The organism is Telluria sp. AIW5 (assembly GCF_056680575.1).
On the sequence record NZ_CM155289.1, the window covers coordinates 3,580,064 to 3,602,476 of the forward strand.

Below are 22,413 nucleotides of genomic sequence, written 5' to 3' on the forward strand. Positions count from 1 at the left end.
CCCGTTTCGGACACCTTCCTTGCGCGCAAGGTTCTCGGGCATGCTGCGCCGCGGGCATGCCGATCCGATATCATGACGAAGTGATGAGGCGCCCAACTGGCGTATCATTGCGGTCGTTGACGCCGCCCAGCCCTGCCAGGGCGGCGGGCGTACGCTTGCCGGCCGGCGACACCACGCCGGCTGGATGGTTCCGCACGGCGCCGCTGCCTATCCGGTGCGCGCGCCGTCTGGAGGAGACAATGTTGCAATAAAAGGAAAACAAGATGGCTGACCTGTTTGAGAATCCAATGGGCCTGATGGGCTTCGAGTTCGTCGAGTTCGCATCCCCGACGCCGGGCGTGCTCGAGCCGATCTTCGAAAAGCTGGGCTTTACCAAGGTCGCAGTGCACCGCTCGAAGGACGTAAGCCTGTACCGCCAGGGCGAGATCAATTTCATCATCAACAACGAGCCGAAGAGCTATGCCGCCTATTTCGCCGCCGAGCACGGCCCGTCGGCCTGCGGCATGGCCTTCCGTGTCCAAGATTCGCACAAGGCCTACCGGCGCGCGCTGGAACTGGGCGCGCAGGCGGTCGAGATCCCGACCGGCCCGATGGAATTGCGCCTGCCGGCCATCAAGGGCATCGGCGGCGCGCCGCTGTACCTGATCGACCGTTTCGAAGACGGCAAGTCGATCTATGACATCGATTTCGAATTCCTCCCCGGCGTCGAGCGCCGCCCGGCCGGGCATGGCCTGAAAATCATCGACCACCTGACCCACAACGTCTACCGCGGCCGCATGGCCTTCTGGGCCGGCTTTTACGAGAAACTGTTCAACTTCCGCGAAATCCGCTATTTCGACATCAAGGGCGAATACACGGGCCTCACCTCGAAGGCGATGACCGCGCCCGACGGCAAGATCCGCATCCCGCTGAACGAAGAGGGCAAGGCGGGCGGCGGCCAGATCGAGGAATTCCTGATGCAGTTCAACGGCGAAGGCATCCAGCACATCGCCTTGCTCTGCGACGACCTGATCACGACCGTCGATTCGCTGCGCGCGGCCGGCGTGCCGCTGATGAGCGCGCCGCCGGCGACCTATTACGAGATGCTCGACGGCCGGATTCCGGGCCACGGCGAGAATGCCTCGGAACTGCAGGCGCGCGGCCTGCTGCTGGACGGCACGGTCACGGACGGCAAACCGCGCCTGCTGCTGCAGATCTTCGGCGAAGCGCAGCTGGGCCCGGTATTCTTCGAATTCATCCAGCGCAAGGGCGACGATGGCTTCGGCGAAGGTAATTTCAAGGCCCTGTTCGAGTCGATCGAGCGCGACCAGGTAAAGCGCGGGGCGATCGGCCAGGCGGCGGAAGTGGCATAGTCGTTTTACGGGCTGGCGCGTCGGGGTATCCGACCGCCGGCATTGAGGTAACCGTAGCGTGGAGTCCCGACTCCACGCGTCCGGCGCGTGACGGTCGAAACGTTTTTCCATCCTTGCCTCCCTTTAATAGCAAGTTCACGCGGCGGCGATATTCGAACGCCGTACCGCGTGGAGTGACGGCTCCACCCTACGAATACCGGCTCGCTCGAAGGAAACCCTTGCTCCCCGCATTCGCACTCCTGCTCCTGTTCCAATGCCTCGGCGAAGGTGCCGTCTTCCTGCTCGGCCTTCCCGTACCCGGGCCCGTCGCGGGCATGGTGCTCCTCTTCATCTCTCTCCTGCTTTGGCCAGCGCTGCAAACGCGCATCGAAACGGCCGCCAACGAATTGCTGCGCCACCTGTCCCTGCTGTTCGTCCCGGCCGGCGTCGGCATCGTCGCCGCCGCAGGCAGCGGCAGCGGCCACTGGCTTGCGATCGCCGCTTCCTTGATCGCCAGCACCCTGCTGACCCTGGCCGTCACCGCCCTCGTGCTGCGCAGGATGAAGCCGGAAGGAGAGGGCGATGCCTGATTTTGCGCAATTGACCCATTTCTGGGTCTACCTCTCGGCCTCGCCCCTGCTGGGCCTGACGATCACGCTGTGCGCCTATGTCGTGGCCCAGGCAATCCATGCGCGCTGCAACTACTCGGCGCTGGCGAACCCGGTCGCGATCGCCATCGTGCTGGTCAGCATCGCGCTCCTGCTCAGCGGTATGTCCTACCAGCGTTATTTCGCCGGCGCCCAGTTCGTCCACTTCCTGCTCGGACCGGCAACCGTAGCCCTGGCCGTGCCCCTCGCGCGCCAGCTGCCGCGCATGCGGCGCGCGTTTCTTCCCTTGACGTGCGCGCTCCTTACCGGCTGCGTGACGGCGATCGTGTCGGCGGTGGCCGTGGTACTGCTGCTGGGAGGATCGGGCGAACTGGCGCGCACTGTCGGTCCGAAGTCGGCGACGACGCCGATCGCGATGGCAGTCTCGGAGCGCCTCGCCGGCGTGCCGGCGTTGACCGCCGTGCTGGTGATCGGCACCGGCATCTTCGGCGCGGTGACGGCGCGCTTCCTGTTCAATGCGTTGAAGATCGAATCGCACGCGGCGCGCGGCTTTGCGCTGGGCGTGGCAGCGCACGGGATCGGCACGGCGCGCGCCTTCCAGGTCAGCGCTGAAATGGGCGCGTTTGCGGGACTGGGGATGGGATTGAACGGGATCCTGACGGCCGTCCTGGCGCCCTGGCTGGTGCCGATGGTGATGCGCCTGCTGGGCTAGCAATCCGCCCGGCAGGCGCCGGTACTACAGGTCAGTCGGATACGATCAGCTTTCGTGCGGCATCGAATTGGCGTTGGCCCAGGTATGGGTGTTGGCCGATGGCGTACCCGGTTTTTTGACCAGGCTGCGCAGCGCGAAAATAGCGCTCAAGCCGCCGACGACCATGGCGGTCGTGCTGCCCGAGAAGCCGACCGCGTGGCTCTTGGCCAGCTTGCCCGCTTTCGGCGCCAGCAGTTCCATGCGGCGCCTGGTCATTTGCGAGCCGAGTTCGGACAGGCGCGCCTTGCTCATCAGGGTTTCGGCCTGCGGCAGCAAGGTCGTTTCCTCGTCGGCCACGTGGTGGATCACGTCGCGCATGAGTTCCAACAGGACCTTGTCGTGGCGCGGATCGGACGCGCTGGTGCGGCGCAGCTCCGCGATCAGGCGGCGCATGTCGTTGTGCTCGGGCTCGGCCTTGTGCACGAAGGGCTCGCCCTTGTCGAGTTGGCGCATCACCGGATAAAAGACTTCTTCTTCCAGCGTGGCGTGGATCTCGAGGGCATCGCAAATGGTATCGGCCAGGGCTTTCTTGACGCTTTGCGACTTGTCTTTCGTGTATTGGTGAAACGTCACCATCACATGCGAGTGATCGAAACGGATCATGTCGGTGACGGTCGGGCTCAGCTGGTTCATGGAAAACATATCGGACCCTCCAGGTTGACGAATAATCAAGATCGTAGCCCGGCTCGTGCGCGTTCGGCGTAGGAGGGGGGCGCAACCGTCTGTCGGCCAAGGGCGCGTCCTGAAACGCCGCCATTGGGCGATACGAACGGCAACAGTTTCGTAACCGACAGTAGACTTTCCGAGTGGCGATAAGCGCAGCTCCTCCTATGGCAGTTCCTTCACAGTTCATTTGCTGTCGCTTAACGGTCTCTTAACAGGTTGTCACCGATGTCCTACACCGGCACGGCCAAGCTACTGATTACATGCCCGGCGCCGACTGCCAAGATAAAGCCACGTTCGACTGACGGCCTAGCGCCGTACAGCCGCTTCGAGAAGGCGTCGCACGCTTTCGCGTGGACGCTTAGTTTTCATCTATCGGAGGAGTCGGAATGTTTGCACACAACAAACGCCTGCAATATACGGTTCGCGTTGCCGGACCGAACCCGGGCCTCGCCAACCTGATGCTCGAGCAGTTCGGCGGGCCGCAGGGCGAGCTTGCCGCCGCCATGCGTTACTTCACCCAGGCGGTCTCGGAAGACGATCCAGGCCGCAAGGACATGCTGTACGACATCTCGACCGAGGAGCTGAGCCACCTCGAGGTGATCGGCCACATCGTCGCCATGCTCAACAAGGGCGCCAAGGGCCAGTTGGCCGAGGCGGTTGATACGGAAGCCGAGATGTACCGCAAGATCACCGGCGCCGGCAACGACTCCCACCTGACCCAGGTCCTGTATGGCGGTGGTACGCCGCTGGTCAATTCGGCCGGTGTGCCCTGGACCGCGGCCTACATCGATTCGATCACCGAGCCGAGCGCCGACCTGCGTTCGAACATCGCCGCCGAGGCGCGCGCGAAAATCGTCTATGAGCGCCTGATCGCCCTGACTGACGACCCTGGCGTGAAAGAGGCGCTGGGCTTCCTGATGACGCGCGAAGTGGCGCACCAGAAGTCCTTCGAAAAAGCCCTGTATTCGATGGAGTCGAATTTCCCTCCAGGCAAAATGCCGGTCGATCCGCGCTTCTCCAGCGTCTACTTCAATATGTCCCAGGGTCCCGGCGAGATGCGCGGTCCATGGAACCAGGGTCCGCAGTGGGACTTCGTCACGGACCGCGAGAAGCAGATGGCGGTCGACGGCGGTTCCGGCGAAGCCGAAGTGAAGCTTCCATCGGAAGACATCGCAGTGCTCAAGCAGATGCAGCAGCGCACGATGTCCGATCCGAGCAAGGATCCGCAGACCGGCGCCGAGCTCGGCCTCGACCCGTCGACGCCGAAGGGCGCTTCGGCCGTCAGCAAGCCGTAATCTCCAAGACATGGCGCGCACCGGTTTTCCGGGCCGGATGGCCGGCCCGATCGTCGCGCGCGCCGTGCCCGCCCGGCTCCGCGCTACCCTGTTCCCGGGCAGGCTAGTGCGGTGCGGGCGGAACGAAGGAATCGTGCATGAACCTCGACATACATAAGGCGGGCTGGGCCGGCGCCTTCCTGCGCGCGCTGACGCCGCGGCGCATCATCGGCTTGCTGATCTTCTCGGTCGGCTGCTTCCTCATGCTCGGCAGCCTGGTCGAGCAGCTCATGAGCGCCAACCTGAAGATGCATGCCGCCCTGCTGGGCGGCGCGACGGCCGCCGCCGCGACCGCGCTGGGCACCTTGCCCGTGCTGTTTTCACAGAATTTTTCGAAGCGCACCTACGACTGCTTCCTCGGTTTCGGCGCCGGCGTGATGCTGGGCGCGACCGCATTTTCGCTGGTGATCCCGGCCCTGGCCGCCGCGCGCTCCTCGGGCGCCGGGCCGTGGGAGGCGAGCCTGCTGGCGGGCACCGGCATCATGCTGGGGGCCGGCGCCATCCTCCTGATGGGGAAGGCAATCGAGCCGGCGCACGTGCTCGAGAACAACGCCGGCGCCAGTTCGCTGCGCCGCGCCTGGCTATTCGTCACCGCCGTCGCCCTGCACAACATGCCTGAAGGCATGGCGATCGGTGTCGCCTACGCCGGCATCGACATCGAGAAGGCGCATTCGCTCACCACCGGGATCTCGATCCAGGACGTCCCCGAAGGGCTGGTCGTGGCGCTGGCCCTGCGCACGGTCGGCTACAGCCGCCTGGTGTCGGTGGGCCTGGGCGTGCTGTCGGGCGTGATCGAACCGATCGCCGCCGCGTTCGGGGTCGCCCTGATCGGGATCGCCGGCGGCATGCTGCCGGTGGCCCTGGCCGCGGCCGGCGGCGCGATGCTGTTCGTGATCGTCAATGACGTGATTCCCGAGATGCGCGAGAACGGGAATGGGACCACGGCGACGATTGCGGTGATATTCGGATTCATCTTGATGACGGTGCTGGATACGGCGCTGGCGTAGGGTGGGCACTCGGTGCCCACCGGTTCCGGGCGCCTGCCCACCCTGCGAAACCCTAGGGCTCGAAGTGTTTCACAAACCACCCCGTTGCCAACACGGCCACCTGCTTCAGCGCCCCCGGCTCCTCGAACAAATGCGTCGCCCCCGCCACGATCTCGAGCGCCTTTTCGCCCCCCAGGTCCGCGTACGCCTGCCGGTTCAGCTCGACCACGACCCCGTCCTCGCCACCCACGATCAGCAAGGTCGGCGCGATCACCCGTCCCAGTGCCGCGCCCGCCAGGTCGGGCCGCCCGCCGCGCGAGACAACGGCGGCAATCCCCGTGCCGCTGTCGGCCGCCACGCGCAGGGCTGCCGCCGCGCCGGTGCTGGCGCCGAACAGGCCGAGGGGAAGGGGCGCCGTCAAGGGTTCGGTGCCGAGCCAGGTCACGGCCGCGTGCAGGCGCCCCGACAGCACGTCGATGTCGAAGCGGTTGCGGTAACTGGCGTCTTCTTCCGGCGTGAGCAGGTCCAGCAGCAGGGTGGCGATACCGGCATCGCGCAATTCCGACGCCACCTGGTTATTGCGCGGGCTGAAGCGGCTGCTGCCGCTGCCGTGGGCGAACAGCACGACGCCGATCGGCGCGGCCGGGAGTTCCAGCATGCCTTCGAGCCGCGCGGCGCCGGCGGGGATGCTGGTCGATAGCTTGTGTGTCATGCCGGCCTCCGCAAAAAACCGTTAGACCTCGCCCCAAAAAGAAAAATCCGGGCGGACACGCGGTCCGGCCGGATTTTCGGTGGGATGCGCGGGGAGCTTAGTCGCGGATCTCCAGCTTGCGGTTCAGGCTCAGCGCCGCCAGCGAGCCGACCGCGCCCGACAGCAGGTAGAGGCTGACATAACCGAGGCCGAAGTTGGCGCCCAGTCCGAGCGCGACCAGTGGGGCGAACGCGGCGCCGACCAGCCAGGCCAGGTCCGACGTCAATGCCGCGCCCGTGTAGCGGAAGCGCGATGCGAAGTTCGAGGTCACTGCGCCCGCTGCCTGGCCGTAGGACAGGCCCAGCAAGCCGAAGCCGACCAGGATGAAGGTATTCTGGCCGGCTTCGCCGCCGTCGAGCAGCATCGGCACGAAGGCCGAGAAGACGGCGATCAGGGCGGCGAGGGTGCCGAGCGTGGTGCGGCGCCCGACTTTATCGGCGATGAGGCCCGAGATCACGATGCAGACGGCAGCCACCGCCGCGCCCCACATCTGGATGTGCAGGAAGCCGCCGATCGGGCGCGTGTCGTAGAGCTGCATCCAGGAGAGCGGGAACACGGTCACCAGGTGGAACAGCGCGTAGCTGGCCAGCGCGGCCAGCGCGCCGATGACGATGTTCGCACCCTGGGTGCTGACCAGTTCGCCAACCGGAGCCGGATCGAGTTCGTGGGCATCGAGCAGGCGCGCGTATTCCGAGGTCGAGACCAGGCGCAGGCGCGCGAACAGGGCGACGACGTTGATCGCGAAGGCGCAGAAGAAGGGAAAACGCCAGCCCCAGACGAGGAAATCGTCGCCTTGCAGGTTGTCCAGCAGATAGGCAAACAGGCCGGCGGCAATCAGGAACCCTAGCGGTGCGCTCAATTGTCCGAGCATCGCGTACCATCCGCGCTTGTGCTCCGGCGCGTTCAGGGCCAGCAGCGACGGCAGGCCGTCCCAGGAGCCGCCCTGCGCCACACCCTGGGCGATGCGCATCAGCGACAGCAGGATGATGGCGGCGGTCCCGATCTGCGAATAACTCGGCAGGAAGGCGATCACGACGGTCGCGGTGCCGAGCAGGAACAGCGCGATGGTCAGCTTGATTTCCCTGCTGAATCGCTTCTGGATCCCCATGAACAGGATGGTGCCGATGGGGCGCGCGATGAAGGCGAAGGCAAACACGGTAAAGGCGTAGAGTGTGCCCTCCAGCCGGTCAGCGAAGGGGAAGAAGACCGCAGGGAAGACGAGCACCGAAGCGATCGCGTAGACGAAGAAGTCGAAATACTCGGAGGCGCGGCCGATGACCACGCCGACTGCGATTTCGCTCGGGGAGATATGGCCATCCCGGGCATTGATGTTGCGGGCGCCGCTATGAGGGGCGCTGATGGGGGCAGTAGCCGGAGTAGCACCGGCGCCGCCAAAGTTATTTGTGCTTTGCATGTTCTTCGTCTCCAGGTAGTCGTCGGCTTTCAATGTTCCCTTGCCTGGGCGAGGGTGGGACAAAACGTCCAATATGCAACGAAGGCCGATGGCATTACAGTAGCATGTTCTCATTCCCATGTAACGTTAGATACTTAGCATGATTCCTAAAATTGTCCGTCCCGGGCTTTCACTCCTCCTTGTTGCGGTGCTGTCCGGCTGCAACACGGTGACGATGAATGCGGCCGGTGATATCGCACGACAGCAGGCCGACCTGATCAAGGTCTCGGTCTTGCTGATGTTAATCATCATCATTCCGGTGATGATTTTGACTGTCCTGTTCGCCTGGAAGTATCGAAAGAGCGCCAACGCGAGGTACGAACCCGATTGGGATCACTCGACCAAGCTCGAACTGGTCATCTGGGGCGCGCCCCTCCTGATCATCATCGCGCTGGGCCTGATCACCTGGATCAGCACCCACAAGCTCGACCCTTACCGCCCGCTCGACCGCCTCGACGAGAAGCGTGCGATCCCGGCCGGCACCAAGGTGCTCGAAGTGCAGGTGGTGTCGCTGGACTGGAAGTGGCTGTTCATCTACCCGGAGCAGGGCATCGCTACCGTGAATGAACTGGTCGCCCCGGTCGATACCCCGGTCCGCTTCAAGCTGACCTCGTCGACCGTGATGAACGCGTTCTACATCCCGACCCTGGCCGGCATGATCTACACGATGCCCGGCATGGAAACGACCCTGAACGCGGTGGTCAACAAGGCCGGCGACTACAAGGGCCAGTCCTCGAACTTCAGCGGCGACGGCTTCTCGCACATGAAGTTCGCCTTCCGCGGCACCAGCCAGGCCGATTTCGACGCCTTCGTGGCCAAGGCCAAGGCCAGCGGCAACACCCTCGGCCGCACCGATTACCTGGCGCTCGAGAAACCGTCGGAAAAAGAGCCGGTGCGCCTGTACGGCGACGTGATGCCGAACCTGTTCCTGTCGATCGTGAACCGCTGCGTCGCCGAAGGCGCCGTCTGCGCGAACCACCAGATGGCACAAGACATGCAACGCGTGCGCAACGACATCGCGCTCAGGCAACTGCCGCAAGACGCAAGCCGCCAGGTCGCCAAGGCGGATGCGCCGGCTGAAGTTTGCGAAACCCCTACCAATCCTGTGAAGAAGTAACCATGCAAGACTCATTTGACTTGACGAAGCTAATCTTCGGACGGCTCAGCTGGGACGCGATTCCGTTCCACGAGCCGATCCTGCTCGCTACCTTTGCAGGCGTACTCGTCGGTGGTGCGGCCCTTGTCGGCCTCATTTCCTACTTCCGCCTGTGGGGCACCCTGTGGCACGACTGGATCACCAGTATCGACCACAAGAAAATCGGCATCATGTACATGATCCTGGGCCTCGTGATGTTCCTGCGCGGCTTTGCCGACGCGCTCATGATGCGCGCCCAGCAGGCGATCTCCTTTGGCGATAACGCCGGCTTCCTGCCGCCGCACCACTACGACCAGGTCTTCACCGCCCACGGCGTGATCATGATCTTCTTCGTGGCGATGCCGTTCGTGACCGGCCTGATGAACTACGTCGTGCCGCTGCAGATCGGCGCCCGCGACGTGGCTTTCCCCTTCCTGAACAACTTCTCGTTCTGGATGACGACCATGGGCGCCGTGCTGGTCATGGCCTCGCTGTTCGTCGGTGAATTCGCGCGTACCGGCTGGCTGGCCTTCCCGCCGCTGTCGGGCATCCTGGCCAGTCCGGGTGTCGGCGTCGACTATTACATATGGTCATTACAGATTGCGGGTGTCGGCACCTTGCTATCGGGTGTCAACCTGATCGTCACCATCGTCAAGATGCGTGCGCCGGGCATGGACCTGATGAAGATGCCAGTCTTCACCTGGACTTCGCTCTGCACCAACATCCTGATCGTGATGTCCTTCCCGATCCTGACCGCGACGCTGGCCATGCTGGGCATGGACCGCCTGTTCGACACCAACTTCTTCACGGCCGACAAGGGCGGTAACGCCATGCTGTACGTGAACCTGATCTGGATCTGGGGCCACCCGGAGGTGTACATCCTGATCCTGCCGGCCTTCGGCATCTACTCCGAAGTGGTCTCGACCTTCACCGGCAAGCGCCTGTTCGGCTACAGCTCGATGGTGTATGCGACCGTCGTCATCATGATCCTGTCCTACCTGGTCTGGCTGCACCACTTCTTCACCATGGGTTCGGGCGCAAGCGTCAACTCGTTCTTCGGCATCACCACGATGATCATCTCGATCCCGACCGGGGCCAAGATCTTCAACTGGCTGTTCACGATGTACCGCGGCCGTATCCGTTTCGAACTGCCGATGATGTGGACGGTGTCGTTCATGCTGACCTTCACCATCGGCGGCATGACCGGCGTGATGCTGGCGATCCCGGCGGCCGACTTCGTGCTGCACAATTCGCTGTTCCTGATCGCACACTTCCACAACGTCATCATCGGCGGCGTGGTGTTCGGCATCTTCGCAGGCATGAACTACTGGTTCCCGAAAGCATTCGGCTACAAGCTCAACGAGTTCTGGGGCAAGGTGTCGTTCTGGCTCTGGTCGATCGGCTTCTGGGTGGCCTTCACGCCACCGTACATCCTCGGCTTCATGGGCGTGACCCGTCGCTCGAGCCACTTCGAGGATTCGGAGCTGCAGTGGCTGTTCGTGATCTCGTTCATCGGCACCGTGATGATCGCGGGCGGCATCGGCGCGCTCCTGATGCAGTTCTACGCCACCTGGCGTGACCGCAAGCAGCTGCGCGACCTCACCGGCGACCCATGGGATGGCCGTACGCTCGAGTGGTCGACCTCGTCGCCGCCGCCGGACTACAACTTCGCCTTCACCCCACGGGTGTACGACAACGACACCTTCGCCGACATGAAGAAGAACGGCTGGACGCGTCCTTTGGCGGGCTATGTCGCGATCCACATGCCGAAGAACACCTGGGCTGGTTTCGTGATCTCGGCACTGTCGATGGTGCTCGGCTTCGCGATCATCTGGCACATGTGGCTGCTGACCGGCCTGGCGTTCTTCGCGATGCTGGCGGCAACGATTGCCCACACGTTCAACTACAAGCGTGACTATTACATTCCGGCGGACGAAGTGACCCGTACCGAGAATGCACGCACCAAACTGCTGGAAGCCCATGTCTGACATTAACGCTACCCTTAGTTCTCACGACGGCGGCGCCGCTGGCGCCGACATCGGCTCGCGCTACCACGTGCGCGAGCATCATCCGGAACACGGCACCCTGCTGGGTTTCTGGATCTACCTGATGAGCGACTGCCTCATCTTCGCCAGCCTGTTCGCGACCTATGCCGTACTGGGCCGCAACTACGCCGGCGGTCCGTCGGGCGCCGAACTGTTCGAGCTGCCGCTGGTGGGCCTGAACACGGCCTTCCTGCTGGTGTCGTCGATCACCTTCGGCTTCGCCATGATCGCCGCGCAAGCGAAGAACCTGAAGCGCGCCCAGCTCTGGCTGGCCGTGACCGGCATCCTCGGCGCCTGCTTCCTGACGCTCGAGATCTACGAGTTCGTCCACCTGATCCACGAAGGTGCGGGTCCGTCGCGCAGCGGCTTCCTGACGGCCTTCTTCTCGCTGGTCGGCACCCACGGCCTGCACGTGCTGTTCGGTATCGTGTGGCTGGTCACGCTGGTCGTCCAGCTGGCCAAACACGGCATCACGCCGGAAAACATGCGCCGCATGCAGTGCCTGTCGCTGTTCTGGCACTTCCTGGACGTCGTCTGGATCTTCGTCTTCACCTTTGTCTACCTGATGGGAACGCTGCCATGAGCGAACATCACAACCACGGTCATGACGACCACGGCCACGGCCACCACGACGCCCACGCGGTGCACTACACCCTGAAGGACTACACGATCGGCTTCACGCTGGCCGTGATCCTGACGGTCATCCCGTTCTGGCTGGTGATGAACAATGTCCTCGATCCGGGCACTACCCGTTTCGTGATCATGGCCTTCGCCGGCGTCCAGCTCGTCGTGCACATGATTTACTTCCTGCACATGAACGCGAAGTCCGAGGGCGGCTGGAACATGATGGCGCTGCTCCTGACGCTGATCCTGCTGGGCATCGTCCTGTCGGGTTCGATCTGGGTCATGTACCACATGAACGTCAACATGATGCCCGGCATGGGTGATGCAGCGGCCGTTACCGGCCACGGTGCCCACGACATGCCATGATGGGCCGGCACGATCCGGCAGGGGGCGTCCCGGCAACGGGGCGCAAAACGAGCATCGCCAGGCTGGTCATGGCGGTTCTCGCACTCCTCCTGATCGTGCTGTTTGCGGGGCTGGGGACCTGGCAGGTGCAACGCCTGCAATGGAAACTGGCCCTGATCGAACGGGTGAATACCCGTGTCGGCGCAGCACCGGTGGCGGTACCGCCGGTTGCGCGCTGGCCTGCAGTCTCCAAAGAATCGGACGAATACCGGCACGTCAGTCTCGCCGGGCACTTCCTCTACGAATACTCCACGCCGGTCCAGGCCGTGTCCGAACTGGGCGCGGGCTATTGGCTGGTCACGCCGCTGTGCACGATCGATGGCAGCATCGTCCTCGTGAACCGCGGCTTCATTCCCGCTGCCGAAAATCGCCCCGGGCGCTATCCTGCGCGGCGCGCGGGCGCCAATCCGTGCACGGCCGCCTCGGGCGCGCCGCATAGCCTTACCGGCCTGCTGCGCCTCGCCGAGCCGGGCGGCGGCTTCCTGCGCGAGAACGATCCGGCGAAAAACCGCTGGTACTCGCGCGACGTCGCCGGCATCGCCGCGGCGCGCGGCCTGCATCAGGTCGCTCCGTACTTCGTCGACGCCGCGCGCGGGCAAGACCCTGCCAGCGCTCCGGAACACCCGGTCGGCGGCCTGACGGTCATTTCCTTCCAAAACAATCACCTCGGGTATGCCATCACTTGGTATGCTCTCGCTTTGATGGTTGCCGGGGCGTGGTGGTACGTTGCCCGCTCGGGCCTGGACAGGGAAGCCGGCAAGGCAAGGAACGATGGCAGTAAAGCTTGATCTACTCACAAAAATAAGCCCTTCGATCGCAGCGAGCGCCGAGGCGAACCTCGAATACGCCGCCGGTCACAAGAACATGCTGCAGCTCATCGAGCTGCGCTGGATCGCCGTCATCGGCCAGGTCACGACGATCGCCGCGGCGATCCTGGTCTTCGACGTCAACCTGCCGCTGGTCCACATGCTGCAGGTACTGGCCTGCCTGATCGCCTTCAACATCGCCAGCCACCTGCGCTGGCATGAGCGGCGCCCGGTCGCCAACAGCGAGCTGTTCATGGCCTTGCTGGTCGACGTCGCCGCGCTGACGGTCCAGCTCTACCTTTCCGGCGGCACCACCAATCCCTTCGCTTTCCTCTTCCTGCTGCAGATCATCATCTCGGCCGTGCTGCTGGAAGCCTGGTCGACCTGGACCATCGTCGCCGTGACCCTGGTTTGCCTGGCCCTGCTGGCCGTGTTCGCCGAGCCGCTCGCGCTCCCCTTCGACCATGCGCGCGGGATCGCCAGCCTGTACGTGCAGGGGATGCTGCTGTGCTTTGCCCTGAACGCGGCACTGCTGGTCATCTTCATTTCGCGCATCAGCGGCACACTGCGCGCCAAGGCGGCGGATCTCGCCGACCTGCGCCAGCGCGCCGCCGAGGAAGACCATATCGTGCGCATGGGCCTGCTCGCTTCCGGCGCGGCGCACGAACTGGGCACGCCACTGGCGACCCTGTCCGTCATCCTGGGCGACTGGAAGCGCATGCCGGAATTTCGCGACAATCCCGACCTGCGCGAGGAAATCGCCGAGATGCAGACGCAACTGAAACGCTGCAAGTCGATCGTCAGCGGGATCTTGCTGTCGGCCGGCAGCGCGCGCGGCGAGTCGGCGGTGCGCACGACGCTCCACACCTTCCTGGACGGCCTGGTCGAGGAATGGGAAGATCGCCACCAGGTGAGCGTGTTCGGGTACGAGAACCGGATTGGCGACGACGTGCCGGTCGCCTTCGATTCGGCTTTGAAGCAAACCATCGACAACCTCCTCGACAACGCCTTCGAGGCCTCGCCCGGCTGGGTGGGGCTGGAGGCGAGCGTCGAGGACGGGATCTTGCGCCTGGTGGTGTCCGACCGCGGCCCCGGTTTCGCCCCGGTCATGCTGGCCCAGTTCGGCAAACCCTACCAGTCGACCAAGAACCGGGCCGGCGCCGGCGTCGGCTTGTTCCTGGTGGTGAACGTGGCGCGCACCCTGGGCGGCGGCGTGGCCGCGCGCAACCGCGAGGACGGCGGTGCGGAAGTGACGCTGACGATTCCCGTCGCCTCGATCGAGCTGAGCGGGGAGGACGAGCATGTCTGAGCTGCCATTGGAGACGCCGCTGCTGCTGATCGTCGAGGACGACGAAGCCTTTGCGCGTACGCTTGGGCGCTCGTTCGAGCGGCGCGGCTACCGCGTGCTGCACGCGCCGGGCCATGAAGAGGCGGCCAGGGTGCTGGAGGAGCACGACCCCGGCTATGCGGTGGTCGACCTCAAGCTGAAGGGCAATTCCTCGGGTTTGAATTGCGTGCAGCTCCTGCATGCGCACGACCCCGAGATGCTGATCGTCGTGCTGACCGGCTTCGCCAGCATCGGCACGGCGGTGGAGGCGATCAAGCTGGGCGCCTGCCAGTACCTGGCCAAGCCCTCGAATACGGACGATATCGAGGCCGCCTTCGGCCACGTGGCGGGGAATGCCGACATCGAGGTCACGAACCGCTCGACCTCGATCAAGACGCTGGAGTGGGAGCATATCCACGCGGTGCTGGCCGAGACGGATTTCAATATCTCGGAAGCGGCGCGCAGGCTGGGGATGCACCGGAGGACGCTGGCGCGGAAGCTGGAGAAGCAGCGGGTGAAGTAGGGCCAGGCCGACTGCCTGGCCGATCCCGGGCGCCTGCCCGGCGCCTTAGGCCTGGCTTGCCGCTGCCAGGTGTGCGGCAGGTACCGTCGCCGCGGTGATCGGGGCCGGGGCGGCGGGAGCCGGACCGCAGACGGTGACGCGGATCGCAGCCGGGGTGGGCCTGGCACGCGACTGGAAGCGGACCGTACGAATACCCGCCTGTTCGAGCCGTGAATCGCGCAGCTGGTCTTTTGCGGCCGAATGGGTGCGGTCGTCCAGTTCCACGACCGCGACGATATCGCCACTCATCGTGCAGACCACGTAATCGGCGCGCTGCTGGGCGATCTTCAGGCGGTCGCTGTGCGCCTTTTTCCTGTCGCTGCTGGCCGCTTCGATCAGCGCCGACATGGCGACCTGGGGGAAAATATAGTGGTCGGGAAGGGCGGCCACGAGCCTGCCGAAGAACTCGCGTTCGTTATCGGTCATTAGTGTCCGGCCGCGGTAGGAGCCTGCACGATCTTTTCCCTTCGCCCCCTTCCATTGCACCGCGACGAAGGCCGCGGCCAGGATGAAGAGAATGAGAATGGTGAATACTGTTTTCATTGAAGCGTGCCCTCGTGCTCGCGGTGGTTGATGGGAATACGCGTGAGCGCGCAATAATATGTTTCCCTACGGAATCATATTATTGCCGCGTTTCGCGGATTTGTCATCAAGCTTCGGGAGATGGTGCGGGCTGGGTTAAGTGCGTGTTCACACGCCTTTGTTTCAGAGTCCGGACAAGAGCTTGCGCACCGCTTGGTACGCTTCCAGCCAGCCGCTTTCGATCAGCTTGGGCCGGCATTCGCCGCATTCCTCGAACGGGTTGCAGGCGTGGGAGAGCTCGACGTACTTCGATCCGACCACCGGCTTGGCGCCGTGGGCGTCGCGCGAAGAGGGCGCCTTCGGTGCGCCATCGGCGCTGTCGGCGGCGCCGCCGCCGGCCACCCAGCGCGCGAAGGGCTCGGCATCTTTCCCATCGGGGACGTACCAGCATTTGCGCGTCGGGTTCCAGCGCGCGCCCAGCGCCTTGGCTTCGTCTTTCTCGGCGTACGGGACCTTCAGGAGAATCATGCGTGTTCTTTCGGCTAAGCCGCGTCGGTGCGGCGCCCGGTATTGTAAGGGAAGTGCGGCGGGGCGTGATATGCCGGAGTGCAGGGTGCGCTCTCGAGCCAACGCGGTCAGGAACGATTGCCGCAGCGACTCGGGCGCTCGCAGTGTAATTTTTTGCAAGCCAACATGTTCCAGATCCTTGTTCAATTGCTATACTATTAATTTTGAACAACATTTTCCGGGAGCAGGCTTGGAACACGAAAGTCACCATCACCACCACCCGCACAAGACCGGCGTGCCCTGGCTCGACCTCGGGCTCGGCGTAGCCGCAGCGGTCGTTTCGCTCGTTTCGCTCTGGCTCGGCCTGCATTCGGCCCATTCGATGGAAAAGCTGGTCGCTGCGAACAGCTATCCGTACGTGGAACTGATGCGCTCGACGTCGATGGAAAAGAGCGGGGGCGATCCCGACGACTTCCGCCGGCGCGTGAAATACATGTTGGAAAACAATGGCGTCGGGCCGGCGCGGATCGAATGGGTGGAGTTCAGGTTCAAGGGCGAACCGGTGCGTAACCTGGCCGAGCTGGTCGAGAAATGCTGTTCGGCCGCTTCCGCACCCGTCCGCGGCCGGTTCGCCGGCCTCGACGCCCGCGGCGGCATCGCGGGCTCGTTGATTCGTCCCGGCGCGATGGTGCACATGTTCACCTGGGACGAGCCGAAGACCCCGAACCCGGTGTTCGACGCGCTCCACAAGCAGATGAACCAGATTTCGTATTCGGCCTGCTATTGCTCGGTATTCGACGAGTGCTACCTGAGCAGCGACGACGATGACAGCAAGCCACATGCCGTCGAGCGCTGCACACCGCCGAAAGTGACCTTCCGTCCCGATTTCGGGCCCAAATAAGGTCGGGCCGGCTTGCGGCGCGGGGCTGCCGCCCCCGGCTTCTCAAGCGCCCATCTTGCTGAGTGCGAACGCGGCGAGGAAGCCGGCCACCGTGATCAGGCCGGCGAAATCGTGGGCCTCCTCGAAGGCTTCCGGAATCATGGTGTCGGCCAGCATGGCGAGAATCGCGCCGGCGGCGGTCGCCGTGGTGGCCGCCACGCCGCCGGGCGGCACGCCCTCGAACAGCGTGTAGCCGGCCAGCGCTGCCAGGCCCGAGGCGAACGCGATGCCGCCCCAGATGCCGAAGATATAGCCGGCGCCACGTCCGGCCTTTTTCATGCCGGCCGCGCTCGACAGGCCCTCGGGCACGTTCGACAGGAAGATCGCCGTCACCGCCACCATGCTCACCTTGCCGCCGCCGAGCATCGACAGGCCGATTACGATCGATTCGGGAATGCCGTCGAGGAGGGCGCCGATCGCAATCGCGGCGCCCCCGCCGCCGCCGCTCTTGTCCGCTTCGCTCTTCTGCTGGTCGCCAGAGCGCTTGCGGTGCTTCGCCCCGTGGTGGGCGAGCAGCCAGTTCGCCAGCGTGTAAATGGCCGCGCCGCCGAGAAAGCCGATCGCGGTCGAGGCGAAGCCGCCGGTGCGGTAGGCCTCGTCCATCAGTTCGAAGGACAGGGCCGAGATCAGCACCCCGGAACCAAAGGCCATGATGCCCGCGACCAGCCGCGCCGGCACCTTCACCCAGTAGCTGACCGCCGCCCCCAGCAGCAGCGCCGCTCCCGCCACCAGCCCCCAGAATCCCGCCTGCAGCCACATTGGTACCTGTTCCATCCTGCCTCCTTCGATTTTGTCAAAATGTTACGACGAACCGGGAAACCGCAGCGTTCGCTTCGCCGGCGGCGCCACGAAACCGTCCTACGGCTGTGATACATTCGCCACTTTGCATGGAGCAGCCATGACTTTTTCTCCAACGGCCCGGCTGTGTGCCTTGTTGCCAGCCTTGCTGCTGGCCGGTTGCGCCGGCCTGGTCGCCGATCCCGGCCCCGACGATGTCGCCTTCGTCGTGATCGGCGAGGATGGCGCCGCGACCGCGCGCCTGATCACGGCCGCGCCGACCTGTCCGCCGCTGCTCGTCGATAGCCGCGCCCTGCCGATGCGCGTGCGCGTGCCGAAGTCCGTCATTCCGGGGCGGCCCGGCCAGGCGCATGCGCCGGCTTCCAGCGCGATGCTCGTCTGCGAAGCGCCGATTGCCGCCGGCAGCGTGACGGCGAGCGTCGCCGGCCAGGCCTTGCCGGTGCCGAAAGCCGCGCCGAAACGCATCGTCGTCATCGGCGATACCGGCTGCCGCCTGAAGGGCAAGGAAGCGCAGGACTGTAACGATCCGGCGGCGTTCCCGTTCGCGCGGATTGCCGCCAGTGCCGCCGGCTTCGCGCCAGATCTCGTCATCCATGTCGGCGACTACCACTACCGCGAAGATCCGTGCCCGGCCGGCCGGCCCGGCTGCGCGGGCAGCCCTTACGGCTACGGTTTCGACGCCTGGGCCGCGGATTTCTTCACGCCGGCGCGCAAGCTGTTCGCAGCCGCGCCCTGGGTACTCGCGCGCGGCAACCACGAAAGCTGCACGCGCGCCGGCCAGGGCTGGTGGCGCTACCTCGATCCGCGCCCCTATCAAACCGGACGCGATTGCGATGCGCCGGCGAACGACGCGGTGGGCGAGTACAGCGACCCGTATGCCGTGCCGCTCGGCGCGGGCGCCCAACTGATCGTCTTCGACACCGCCAACACCAGCCACAAGGGCTTGCCCGGCACCGATCCGCGGCGCGCCGCCTATGCCGACAGCTACCGCAAGATCGCGCAGCTGGCGCGCGGCGCGACCTACAACATCGGGGTCGACCACCATCCGCTGTTCGCCTTCGGTGCCACCCGCGACGGCAAGACGGGCGAGGTGACGCTGTTCGGCGGCGACAGGGGCCTGCTCGACGCCTTCGGCGACGTCGATCCCGGCTACCTGCCGCCATCGGTGTCGATGCTGCTCTCGGGCCACGTGCACCTGTGGGAGCAGCTCAGCTTCGCCAGCGATCATCCGACCCAGTTCGTGGCGGGCTTTTCCGGCACCGCCGAGGACATCGTCCCGCTGCCGGCCGTGGTGCCACCGGGCACGGCGCCGGCGCCCGGCGCCGTCGTCGAGCACATGAGTTCCTGGATCGACGGTTTCGGCTTCATGACCATGGAGAGAACGGGTCCGGACGCCTGGCTGGTCCGGGTCCACGACCGCGACGGCCTCGAGCGCAATCGCTGCAAGGTGGTTGGCAGGAAGTCGCGCTGCGAGCTGGGCCAGGTGCACTGAGCGTCCATACGTTCGCACAAATGTAGTTGCCAAGGATATATAGTTCAGGCAATATGGCCGGGTTCGGAGCGCCGCCGCCATGGTGGGGCTTTCGATCAGCGATGAGGCGCTATTGCGTTTCTTTTGCGCCCCCGGTGCCATTCCGGGGGCGGTTTTTTCGCGGGACAGGCACCGCCCGGTGTGCAGCAGTTCTCCCGCCCATCGAGGAGGTTTCCATGCCCGACTACGCCGATCTCGGCTTGCAACTTGCCTGGCCGCTGGCCATCGCGCTGTCCTGGATGGCCGGCGAACTGATTTTCCGCTGGACCGCGCTGCCGCGCATCGCCGTGTATGGCGTCGCCGGTTTCGTCTTCGGCAACCTGGCCGCCGGCTACCTGCCGCCGTCCGAATCGAAAAACTTCATGCTGCTGGCGAACCTCGGTTTCGGCCTGATCCTGTTCGAACTGGGCTACCGCATCAACCTGCGCTGGCTGCGCAGCAACCCGTGGATCGTCGCGACCTCGCTGCTCGAAGCGGTGCTGACCTTCGCCGCCGTCTACGTGGTGGCCGGCGCCTGCGGCATGGAGAGCCTGCCGGCCGCGCTGACGGCCTCGCTGGCGATGTCGAGTTCCCCCGCCGGCCTGCTGCGCGTGCTGAACGAGCAGGGCGCCGCCGGCCAGGTGACCGAACGCGCCATGCACCTGACCGCGCTGAACTGCGTGATGGCCGTGTTCACCTTCAACGTGGTGGTCGGCATCGGCGTGTTCCAGACCTCGGGCGACCTTGCCCATGCGGCCGGCAGCAGCTTGCTGGTGCTGGGCGCCTCGAGCGTGCTGGGCGCGCTGTTCGGCGCCCTGGTGCCGCTCTGGCTGCGCATGATCGCCTCCCCGCGCGACGCCGCGCGCGATGCCACGCTCGCCTTCGCGCTGGCGGTCGTGCTGCTGGTGGCCATCACCTACGTGCTGCAGTTTTCGCCGGTGCTGGCCGCGCTGACCTTTGGTCTTGTCGCGCGCCACCGCCGCATCGTCCTCTCTCCGGCGCAGCGCAATTTCGGCGTGCTGGGCGACCTGCTGGCGGTATTGATGTTCTTTTTTGTCGCCACCAAGGTCGAGGTCGAGCACCTGGGCGGCGGCATTGCGCTGGGCCTCTTGCTGGTACTCGTGCGCGGCCTGGTGAAAGTGGGTGTCTGCACGGCCTTCGCGCGTGTCTCCGGCATCTCGGCGAAAAAAGGCGCCTTGTCCGGCCTGGCGCTGACGCCGATGGCGGTGTTCGCGATCCTGCTGATGGAGCAGACCCGCTGGATCGGCATCGACCTGTTCGACAGCCTGGCGCCGCTGGCGGCCGTGATGCTGCTGCTCGACGTGCTCGGCCCGGTGCTCACCCAGCGCGCCGTCGTCTGGGCCAATGAAACCCGTCACATCAAGGAGGCGTGAACATGGCACTCCCACCATTCGCCCAATCGCAGTCGCTCACCATGGGCGTCGAGCTCGAACTGCAGCTGGTCAGCCTGTCGGACTTCGACCTGGTCGCCGCCTCGCCCGACATGCTCGAACTCCTGGGCCGCGCGCCTTTTCCCGGTAACGTCACGCCCGAAATCACCGAGAGCATGATCGAAATTAATTCGAGCGTGCATACCCACCACGGCGAACTGCTGGCCGAACTGCGCGAGATCCGCGACACGCTGCTGCGCGCCGGCGACCGCCTGAACGTGGGCGTCTGCGGCGGCGGCACCCACCCGTTCCAGCAGTGGTCGCAGCGTAAGATCTTTTCCAAGCCGCGCTTTCGAGAAGTGTCGGCGCTCTACGGCTATCTCGCCAAACAGTTCACGGTGTTCGGCCAGCACGTCCATATCGGCTGCAACTCGGGCGACGAAGCCCTGTATTTGCTGCATGCGCTGAACCGCTACATCCCGCATTTCATCGCGCTCTCGAGTTCATCGCCCTTCCTGCAGGGCAGCGACACCCAGTTCAATTCGGCGCGCCTCAATTCGGTGTTCGCTTTTCCGCTGTCGGGACGCGCGCCTTTCATCCTGGAGTGGGACGCCTTCGAGCGCGATTACTTCGCGCGCATGGAAAAGACCAGCATCGTGCGCAGCATGAAAGACTTTTACTGGGACCTGCGCCCCAAGCCCGAATACGGCACGATCGAACTGCGCGTCTGCGATACGCCGCTCACGGTCGAGCGCGCGGCGGCGCTCGCCTGCTACATGCAGGCCCTGTGCCGCTACCTGCTCGAAGGGAACGAGCCGCCGCCGCTGGAAGACGACTACCTGGTGTATAACTACAACCGCTTCCAGGCCTGCCGCTTCGGCCTCGACGGCACCCTGGTGCATCCGCAGAGCCACGAGACGATCTCGCTGCGCGAAGACATCCTGACGACCTTGCGCCGGCTCGAGCCGCATGCGAAGGCGCTCGGCAGCGAGGCCGCGCTGGAACACATCGGCCGCGAGACCCACACCGGCAGCGACGCCCACATGCTGCGCGAAGCGCATGCCGAAGCGGGCAGCACCGAGGGGATCGTCGACGCCGCGCTGCGGCGCTTCCGCGAGGACCGCGACTGAGGGCACGGCCCGGCCAGGAGCGTCAGGCGCTCCAACGCAAAAAAAGGCCCGCACGCGGCGTAATGCCGTTCAGTCAAGCGCGGATGAGCTAAGCCGGGCCAGCATAACGCGCCGGCATGCCCGCCCTACGGTGCGCCACCGTCGTCATTGTCGGTCGAGACCGCTGTGTAACGTAGGGCGGGCATGCCCGCGCGTCGACCTCGAGAACAAAGGCCGCTCCGACGTGAATCGAAGCGGCCTTGTTAACTGAATGGTATTACCGCACGTGGCGGGCCCTGCAGCGTGTGGACGATTATTTCGGCAGCCTGCGGCGTGCAGCCGCGAAGCCTGCCAGTCCCAGCGCGAGCAGTGCGATGCTGCCTGGTTCCGGCACGTCGGCCGGCGCGTCGACGGCGCGCACGAGGAAGGTCTCGGCGATAGCGCTGTCGCGCCGGGATTGGTCGGGGGCCAGGGGCGAGTGCCAGATGTAGCCGGCCCCGATATCGCCAAAATCGCAATGGTCGTAGACCGTATTGAAGTAGCGCGAAGCACACAGGACGTTGCCGTTGTCGGTAAATGCGGACTCGAGCGCCGCAATGCTGGTGAAGCTGGCGTTCCACTGCGCGTCGGTCGCGAACTCGAAGCCGTGGTGCAGTTGCACGGTGCCGCAGCTTGGCTCAGCCCCCGCGCATGGGCCGGCGTACACCCATTCAAAGCCGCCGGCCTGGACGATCAGGGCCGGATCGGGGGCCTGGCCGAGCATGGTGCCGGCGCTTGCCGACCCGGAGAAGCCTGCGGCGAGCGCCAGCAGCGTGGCAGATACCAGTTTCTTCACTGACTTGTTCATTTTTA

The 22,413-nt window shown here is 65.0% G+C and carries 24 protein-coding genes; 16 read left to right on the plus strand and 8 right to left on the minus strand.

What is annotated here, in order from left to right; translation table 11 throughout:
- Window positions 1-70: 70 nt before the first annotated feature.
- Entirely contained in the window at window positions 71-196 is a 126-nt protein-coding gene (locus tag AC1MEM_RS15825) for a hypothetical protein (RefSeq protein WP_499472002.1), read from the minus strand.
- 67 nt (window positions 197-263) lie between these two features.
- Here AC1MEM_RS15825 and hppD point away from each other — a divergent pair, with 67 nt between their 5' ends.
- The 3 genes from hppD to AC1MEM_RS15840 all read left to right on the plus strand — a co-directional run bounded on the left by hppD (window position 264) and on the right by AC1MEM_RS15840 (window position 2,651).
- Window positions 264-1,352 (plus strand): 4-hydroxyphenylpyruvate dioxygenase, encoded by a 1,089-nt coding sequence (gene hppD, locus AC1MEM_RS15830; protein ID WP_499472004.1) that lies wholly within the window; start codon window positions 264-266, stop codon window positions 1,350-1,352.
- Window positions 1,353-1,570: 218 nt separating this feature from the next.
- Window positions 1,571-1,921, plus strand: a complete 351-nt coding sequence (locus AC1MEM_RS15835; RefSeq protein WP_499472006.1) for a CidA/LrgA family protein — start codon at window positions 1,571-1,573, stop codon at window positions 1,919-1,921.
- Window positions 1,914-2,651, plus strand: coding sequence for an LrgB family protein (locus AC1MEM_RS15840; RefSeq protein WP_499472008.1), 738 nt, complete (start codon window positions 1,914-1,916; stop codon window positions 2,649-2,651). Before AC1MEM_RS15835 ends, AC1MEM_RS15840 begins: the two co-directional genes overlap by 8 nt.
- Before the next feature lie 45 nt (window positions 2,652-2,696).
- On the opposite strand, the gene AC1MEM_RS15845 is transcribed toward AC1MEM_RS15840, so the two are convergent.
- Window positions 2,697-3,332 carry a hemerythrin domain-containing protein gene (locus AC1MEM_RS15845; RefSeq protein ID WP_499472010.1) on the minus strand — a complete coding sequence of 212 codons (636 nt, stop codon included), beginning with the start codon at window positions 3,330-3,332 and terminating at the stop codon, window positions 2,697-2,699.
- Between the two features lie 410 nt (window positions 3,333-3,742).
- On the opposite strand from AC1MEM_RS15845, the gene AC1MEM_RS15850 reads away from it, so the two are divergent.
- Complete coding sequence (locus AC1MEM_RS15850; protein WP_499472012.1) at window positions 3,743-4,651, plus strand: manganese catalase family protein; 909 nt, start codon at window positions 3,743-3,745, stop codon at window positions 4,649-4,651.
- A 137-nt stretch (window positions 4,652-4,788) separates the two neighbouring features.
- A complete protein-coding gene (locus AC1MEM_RS15855) occupies window positions 4,789-5,697 on the plus strand; it encodes a ZIP family metal transporter (RefSeq protein WP_499472014.1) in 909 nt (302 codons plus the stop codon).
- A gap of 52 nt (window positions 5,698-5,749) precedes the next feature.
- Here AC1MEM_RS15855 and AC1MEM_RS15860 read toward each other — a convergent pair whose 3' ends face one another.
- Both AC1MEM_RS15860 and AC1MEM_RS15865 read right to left on the minus strand, forming a co-directional pair.
- The gene (locus AC1MEM_RS15860; protein ID WP_499472016.1) at window positions 5,750-6,388 is read right to left on the minus strand and encodes a dienelactone hydrolase family protein; all 639 of its coding nucleotides are present in this window, start codon (window positions 6,386-6,388) and stop codon (window positions 5,750-5,752) included.
- A gap of 97 nt (window positions 6,389-6,485) precedes the next feature.
- Window positions 6,486-7,841: an MFS transporter gene (locus AC1MEM_RS15865; RefSeq protein ID WP_499472017.1), complete on the minus strand. Its 1,356-nt coding sequence runs from the start codon at window positions 7,839-7,841 to the stop codon at window positions 6,486-6,488.
- Window positions 7,842-7,980: 139 nt separating this feature from the next.
- Here AC1MEM_RS15865 and cyoA point away from each other — a divergent pair, with 139 nt between their 5' ends.
- The 7 genes from cyoA to AC1MEM_RS15900 are packed head-to-tail and all read left to right on the plus strand — an operon-like array spanning window position 7,981 to window position 14,745.
- Window positions 7,981-8,997 carry a ubiquinol oxidase subunit II gene (gene cyoA / locus AC1MEM_RS15870; RefSeq protein WP_499472019.1) on the plus strand — a complete coding sequence of 339 codons (1,017 nt, stop codon included), beginning with the start codon at window positions 7,981-7,983 and terminating at the stop codon, window positions 8,995-8,997.
- A gap of 2 nt (window positions 8,998-8,999) precedes the next feature.
- A complete protein-coding gene (gene cyoB, locus AC1MEM_RS15875) occupies window positions 9,000-11,003 on the plus strand; it encodes a cytochrome o ubiquinol oxidase subunit I (protein WP_499472021.1) in 2,004 nt (667 codons plus the stop codon).
- Window positions 10,996-11,643 carry a cytochrome o ubiquinol oxidase subunit III gene (gene cyoC, locus AC1MEM_RS15880; RefSeq protein WP_499472023.1) on the plus strand — a complete coding sequence of 216 codons (648 nt, stop codon included), beginning with the start codon at window positions 10,996-10,998 and terminating at the stop codon, window positions 11,641-11,643. The genes cyoB and cyoC overlap by 8 nt, the downstream gene beginning before the upstream one ends.
- Window positions 11,640-12,050 carry a cytochrome o ubiquinol oxidase subunit IV gene (gene cyoD, locus AC1MEM_RS15885; RefSeq protein ID WP_499472025.1) on the plus strand — a complete coding sequence of 137 codons (411 nt, stop codon included), beginning with the start codon at window positions 11,640-11,642 and terminating at the stop codon, window positions 12,048-12,050. Before cyoC ends, cyoD begins: the two co-directional genes overlap by 4 nt.
- Complete coding sequence (locus tag AC1MEM_RS15890; RefSeq protein WP_499472027.1) at window positions 12,047-12,877, plus strand: SURF1 family protein; 831 nt, start codon at window positions 12,047-12,049, stop codon at window positions 12,875-12,877. The genes cyoD and AC1MEM_RS15890 overlap by 4 nt, the downstream gene beginning before the upstream one ends.
- The gene (locus tag AC1MEM_RS15895; RefSeq protein ID WP_499472029.1) at window positions 12,861-14,204 is read left to right on the plus strand and encodes an ATP-binding protein; all 1,344 of its coding nucleotides are present in this window, start codon (window positions 12,861-12,863) and stop codon (window positions 14,202-14,204) included. Before AC1MEM_RS15890 ends, AC1MEM_RS15895 begins: the two co-directional genes overlap by 17 nt.
- Entirely contained in the window at window positions 14,197-14,745 is a 549-nt protein-coding gene (locus AC1MEM_RS15900) for a response regulator transcription factor (RefSeq protein ID WP_499472031.1), read from the plus strand. The genes AC1MEM_RS15895 and AC1MEM_RS15900 overlap by 8 nt, the downstream gene beginning before the upstream one ends.
- A gap of 45 nt (window positions 14,746-14,790) precedes the next feature.
- Here AC1MEM_RS15900 and AC1MEM_RS15905 read toward each other — a convergent pair whose 3' ends face one another.
- Complete coding sequence (locus AC1MEM_RS15905; protein WP_499472033.1) at window positions 14,791-15,327, minus strand: DUF2726 domain-containing protein; 537 nt, start codon at window positions 15,325-15,327, stop codon at window positions 14,791-14,793.
- Window positions 15,328-15,489: 162 nt separating this feature from the next.
- Window positions 15,490-15,834: a DUF5710 domain-containing protein gene (locus AC1MEM_RS15910; RefSeq protein ID WP_499472035.1), complete on the minus strand. Its 345-nt coding sequence runs from the start codon at window positions 15,832-15,834 to the stop codon at window positions 15,490-15,492.
- A gap of 229 nt (window positions 15,835-16,063) precedes the next feature.
- Here AC1MEM_RS15910 and AC1MEM_RS15915 point away from each other — a divergent pair, with 229 nt between their 5' ends.
- Window positions 16,064-16,714 carry a hypothetical protein gene (locus tag AC1MEM_RS15915; protein ID WP_499472036.1) on the plus strand — a complete coding sequence of 217 codons (651 nt, stop codon included), beginning with the start codon at window positions 16,064-16,066 and terminating at the stop codon, window positions 16,712-16,714.
- Window positions 16,715-16,756: 42 nt separating this feature from the next.
- On the opposite strand, the gene AC1MEM_RS15920 is transcribed toward AC1MEM_RS15915, so the two are convergent.
- Entirely contained in the window at window positions 16,757-17,527 is a 771-nt protein-coding gene (locus tag AC1MEM_RS15920; protein ID WP_499472038.1) for a ZIP family metal transporter, read from the minus strand.
- 124 nt (window positions 17,528-17,651) lie between these two features.
- Between AC1MEM_RS15920 and AC1MEM_RS15925 the strand changes: the two genes are divergently transcribed.
- From AC1MEM_RS15925 to AC1MEM_RS15935, 3 genes are all read left to right on the plus strand, one after another.
- Complete coding sequence (locus AC1MEM_RS15925) at window positions 17,652-19,043, plus strand: metallophosphoesterase family protein (RefSeq protein WP_499472040.1); 1,392 nt, start codon at window positions 17,652-17,654, stop codon at window positions 19,041-19,043.
- Between the two features lie 215 nt (window positions 19,044-19,258).
- Complete coding sequence (locus AC1MEM_RS15930) at window positions 19,259-20,455, plus strand: cation:proton antiporter (RefSeq protein WP_499472042.1); 1,197 nt, start codon at window positions 19,259-19,261, stop codon at window positions 20,453-20,455.
- Window positions 20,456-20,457: 2 nt separating this feature from the next.
- Window positions 20,458-21,582: a YbdK family carboxylate-amine ligase gene (locus tag AC1MEM_RS15935; protein ID WP_499472044.1), complete on the plus strand. Its 1,125-nt coding sequence runs from the start codon at window positions 20,458-20,460 to the stop codon at window positions 21,580-21,582.
- A gap of 292 nt (window positions 21,583-21,874) precedes the next feature.
- Here AC1MEM_RS15935 and AC1MEM_RS15940 read toward each other — a convergent pair whose 3' ends face one another.
- Complete coding sequence (locus AC1MEM_RS15940; protein WP_499472046.1) at window positions 21,875-22,408, minus strand: PEP-CTERM sorting domain-containing protein; 534 nt, start codon at window positions 22,406-22,408, stop codon at window positions 21,875-21,877.
- Between the last annotated feature and the right edge of the window lie 5 nt (window positions 22,409-22,413).